Annotated in this window: 2 protein-coding genes; both read right to left on the bottom strand. The window is 37.0% G+C overall.

Annotation, left to right across the window (positions count from 1 at the left end):
* Window positions 1–132: 132 nt before the first annotated feature.
* Window positions 133–2,430 carry a tetratricopeptide repeat protein gene (locus tag QA601_18555; GenBank protein ID MDG5817106.1) on the bottom strand — a complete coding sequence of 766 codons (2,298 nt, stop codon included), beginning with the start codon at window positions 2,428–2,430 and terminating at the stop codon, window positions 133–135.
* Between the two features lie 60 nt (window positions 2,431–2,490).
* On the bottom strand, window positions 2,491–5,068 hold a 2,578-nt coding region (locus tag QA601_18550; protein ID MDG5817105.1), incomplete at its 5' end, for a hypothetical protein.

Here is a 5,068-nt window from a genome sequence, read left to right as displayed (position 1 = left end):
TATCCACAGGGAGAAAACTGATGTTGCTAATGTAGTTTGATAGCAAACCCACTGTTATCACTCGAAAAGAGTGTGTCAGATAAATTTATTAGAATAATTTATCTTAGTTTGGTTTGTTTATACGCTTTTTTTTTAATCAATTTCAAGTTCTTCCATTTTTTTCCTGAGTTTTTCCAATTCCAGTTCTATATCATCAGCTTCATCCAAATTATCCATTTGGTGCTGATTCATAGTTCCGGATATTCTGTGCTCAGTTAGTAAGGCGAGGAGGTATTTGATATCTTCATGAACAGCTTTTTTATTTCTTGCAAAGAACAACTCTCTCTGGTGGCTATTTATAAATTCCTGATAATGCACTATATTTGCCATCAAGTCATCATAATTTTTCTTTAGGTTATTAACATAATTATCATCACGTCGGGTCCCTTTTTCGGTTTCGATAATTAGCTGATTCCCAACTTCGTTTACTTCACTTCTATTTTTATGGTAGTGCTCATTTTTAGTATCAAGAGAATCGTTACTGAAAATTACATACTGCTGCAATAAATCGTTTGCAGATTCAAGTATCTCTTCAGCTTTTTGATAGTTTCTGTTTCTTAAATACCCATACCCCTCTAATAATAGAGCATCTGCTAAGATGATTTGATTGTTAGTAGTTGAGGTAAGAGTGTGACTAATATTTAAACAATCATCAATATTCTCAAGTTTCTGTGCTGCCCATAACTTACCTAAAAGGGCCTCTTCATAGTAGTAACTGTTCGATGGAATGTTCTTCAGGGAAATGGCAGCTTTTGAGTAGTCCCCCTGTTCGTACAGGAGATATCCAAAAAGGAGCCATGCACGATTCACCGCTTCCTGCTCGGCGCGACTTTTTGCAGGATATTGAGTAATGGTCTCAAGGTATTCAGCAGCACTCTGGTCATCAGGATCAAATATCATCATAGCCACTGCTTTGCTAAGAAGCGCAAACAAATAATCCGGATGATCTGATGCTATGGTTGACAGATTTCCAACAGCCTGCAGGAGTTGATCATTTTCAAGTTGCATCTGACCCATAAGGTATGATCCATGAGCTTTAATGGAATCAGGAACATTGATATCATTTAACTCAACAAACTGGTTAACTACACTTGTAAAGTTTTTTTGTGAATAATGAACCCTCATTAAACCCAAATTAGAGTAGGCATAGGCATCACTTTTTGGGTATTTTAATTTTGTTTCTATAAACATTTCTTTGGCTTTATCTTTCATGTCTAATTTTCTCAGGCAGGAGGCAGCATAGTAAGAGGCCATATCAACAAGATAAAACTCCGAGTAGTCATTAATAAGTTCAGTAAAAAGAATGAGAGCCTCCCACTGATTACCTTTGTAATAATGATTCATTGCTCTACTATAAAGATCCCCAGGGATAAGACTAATTAAACGAGCCATTTTTCTGCTATAAATTTCTTCTCTATGAAGCCCAAAATCATGTTTTCCATATAAAGATATTGTTCCCTGCAAGTTTGTATTTGTTTGACTGTTATATTGGCATGTTAAAGCCATATCCCTTCCCCTATTATAACTTGGTAAGTTAAATGCAACAGCAAACCCCAATGCATCCAAACCTCTGTCGTGGTTCAACTCCACAAACCCCTTAAGCCCCGCATACCGGTAGGGCCACAGGCTGAATGAAGCCATTACATCCCATTCCGATATGTTTTGCTGATTATAAAATTTCTTGGGATCTGAGTTATAGTCCTTCAAAATAACGCCAATATCATAGTTTATCTTATTCTGCAAAAAAGAAGCGGTATAGTTCCCCCGAATAACCGGTGACTGCTCAATTCGGTTAAAATACGTGTTTTTATTAATTGGAATATTTCTAAAAGTTAGGCCAATTTTGTGAAGTCCGAAAAGATGATGATATATTATTCGATAGGATAAGCCAAAATCCAGATTGAGATTATAGTCTGTTTTTCTCTCAAAATCAGATTGCAATAACACACCTATATTTGCTCCAAGATCAAGACCTCTCCATAGATTAGTGGTGTAAGTAAAAGTTAGATGAGAACTTGAAAAGGTCATCTTATTGTTACCCTTACTATAACCAGTTTCATCTCTTCTCCAGTTCTCAATTTCATTACCACTCTCGCCTACAATGGTAAACCCTACAGATTGATACATTCCTACGGGATACGTTATTCCCAATTCATAAAGTTTTGCAATATCAAAACCAGAGAGGGTAATTACTCCACGTACAGATGGGAAATTTTGATCCATCAAATTGGTGGGATTATGCAAAGGTGATATAGTAGAGAAAAAAGTTCTCCATCGATCCGTAAGCAGGTATTCTCCTGGCAATCCATCAGCAGAAATCTCTTTACCCCAAAACGAAAATAGTATGATTAACCAAACTGACCGAACTAAACCATTTTTCTTACGATTCATCTACCGGACCTTTTATTCAGAAAATGAGAATTCTCACTCTTAAATCATTGTCGTTATTGACTATTTATTTACACCTATTCTTATAAGAACTTTTTCATTCAAACCATAATTATCTTTTATTTCCATCACCGCCATGTAAGTTCCACTTGCGACCTCGCGACCTCTGCTATTTCTTCCATTCCAGAGAAAATACAAGCTTTTCTCATTTTCATCGAAGACAAGCGGCTTATCAAGAATAATAGGGTTTTTCACTACATCATATATCGATACAGTACCATACAGTTTCGCATGCCTAATGTTTCTGTCGGGTTTAGCTACCAAAATGAGACCGACATTTTCAGAACTATGAAAAAATGAGCGGAAAAATGGATCTATATGAGACTTATCAGGGTTAAAAGGATTATTCAATGCAATTGTTTCTATTCCATACGACGGGAGCCTTAGATTTAGAGCAGCCCTTCTGTTAAAAGGATTATCCTGTATGTTTCCTTCAAGATCAAAAACACATGAATTAGAATTAATCCAGGCAGTATCATTCTTTGACACTAGATCAATACCGTTTCCAATGTCTTCTACAATAAACTTTACAGTCTCTCCCTTAATTTTTTGTACTCTCAGATTGAAACTATACTTTTCGCCTTCAGCAGTACTAAAACTAATTGGATTATTACAAAAAGATTCTGTTACATTTTCAGAAAAAGTCACTGTTAAAGTATCTTCATTTTCTCCCATCATAGAAAGAGCTATATCAATTATTACCGGTGCGATCTTATCGGTGACATTAACCGTATCAGTTTTAAAGTATCCCCCCTCTTTAAATATTCCTTCATTAACTATGATAAAATCTTCATCCGTTACCGCTGTAACAGGAAATGTACTCCCCTGTTCATTAATATTTAACGCTATCCCACCTTCTCTGTAAAAAACAGAATCAATGACCAGGTCCCGGTGTGAAGGCAATACAAGCCAGGAAGCAAATAGCTCAGCTTCTTTCGACGACAGCGGATAATCTAATTTTATGAAAACCGAATCAACAAATCCATCTCCACTATTATCATAATAAGCTGCATTTTTCACACTAATCAACCTATTGGTATTAATAGGAATAGATATACGAATAGTATCCAGTGGAATTTTTGGATTCCTATAAACTGCAATCAAACTATCTTTAGGTGTATGTTGAAAAACACCATCGTTTTGTGTTGGTTTAGGATCAATCTCACGTGTAAAAAATGTACTCCAATTGTCATCATCCAATTCAGAAAGGTCAAACGTTTCTGAATCATAATCACTCTTACTGTTTACTACATCAATAATAACGGAATCATGCCTTATATTTATCGGGCTTAGGTGTAGTTCCAGAGTGTCCATATCATCAATAATAGTATTTATTTCGGTTCCCTGATAACGCAACGTAAGATCTGAACGATTCCAGCAGTTCATATTGAATCCTACGGGCAATTCTTCTTCATCACTTCTTAGAACATATAAATGGGTAGATATTATGGTGTCCTGATCGTGCCCAGTAACTGCATCCTTGTATAAATAATGTAAGTCGATTTCAAGTCGGGTCAGCTCAGGCATCAGTGGATATGGTTCTGCAAGTTTAAACATTCCGCCCCCGATATTCCTTGCATCTTCCCCATTTACACTGATTATCTTGGGGGTTAAATCTTTAGAACTGCCAGAATTACCCAAATTGCTCGTAATAATCGCTGTTGAGAAAGCAACCACACTGCTTGGAACAACTATAGTGTCCCCATTGTAAGATTTTGGAGATGTGGCAATTATTAGTTCGCAAAGGTCACCAGACCCCATGATTGATACCGGTACCGATACCCTTACAGTTTCCAGTGGAATTTTAGGGTTACGGTATAAAGCTATCAACGAGTCATTTAACCGGTGCTGCAAAACTCCGTCTTCCAAAGTAGCCGTATCATCAAGCTGTCTAACAAATGTTCCAACCCATGTACCGTCGCTCTGCAGGGACATAGTTACCACTTCATGGTCTTTGCTCCCCAAAACGTTAGTTAACTCTATTTCTAAGCTGTCATTAATTACTGAACCTGGTACAAAATGGACCTCCAGAGTATCATACAGCTCACTAACTTCATTAACAATATTTCCTTTATGTCGAATACTCATCTGAGGAAAATTACGACAATGTAGATCAAAACCATTGGGAATGTCAGCACTATTTACCCTATGTATATAGAAAGTATTATTCGAAATTGTAGTATCAACAATATCGCCAGTATTCGTTTCCCTGAAATGATACTCTGTTTCAATATGTATAGATGTTATTCCAGGCTGAAGTGGCAAGGGTTCAGGAAGTTTGAAAATATTTCCTTCACCATACGCAGGATTACCATTAACTGATAGTCGAAATGGAGTACCCGTCAGAACAGCTTCATCTGTAGTTCTTGTTCGGGTACAAGCAAAAATATCTGTCGCAAGTGCCATGGTACTATTGGAAACGGTAATGGTGTCACCATCGTAATTTTCGGGACAGCTGGCAATGATAAGTTCACAAACATCACCAGTGGGAACGGTAAAATTAACCGGCAATGATACGCGAGCCGTATCTAATGAGAGGGTAGGATTACGGTAAACTGCCACGATACTATCGATCATTCGG

This window comes from Chitinispirillales bacterium ANBcel5, assembly GCA_029688955.1.
GTDB classification, from domain to species: Bacteria; Fibrobacterota; Chitinivibrionia; order Chitinivibrionales; family Chitinispirillaceae; genus Cellulosispirillum; species Cellulosispirillum alkaliphilum.
The sequence above is the reverse complement of the archived record's forward strand: the minus strand, read 5'-3'. Positions and strand labels throughout refer to the sequence as shown.

Coding starts and splice junctions, on each gene's coding strand:
- QA601_18555 (MDG5817106.1), bottom strand. CDS start 2,430: ATGAATCGTAAGAAAAATGGTTTAGTTCGGTCAGTTTGGTTAATCATA.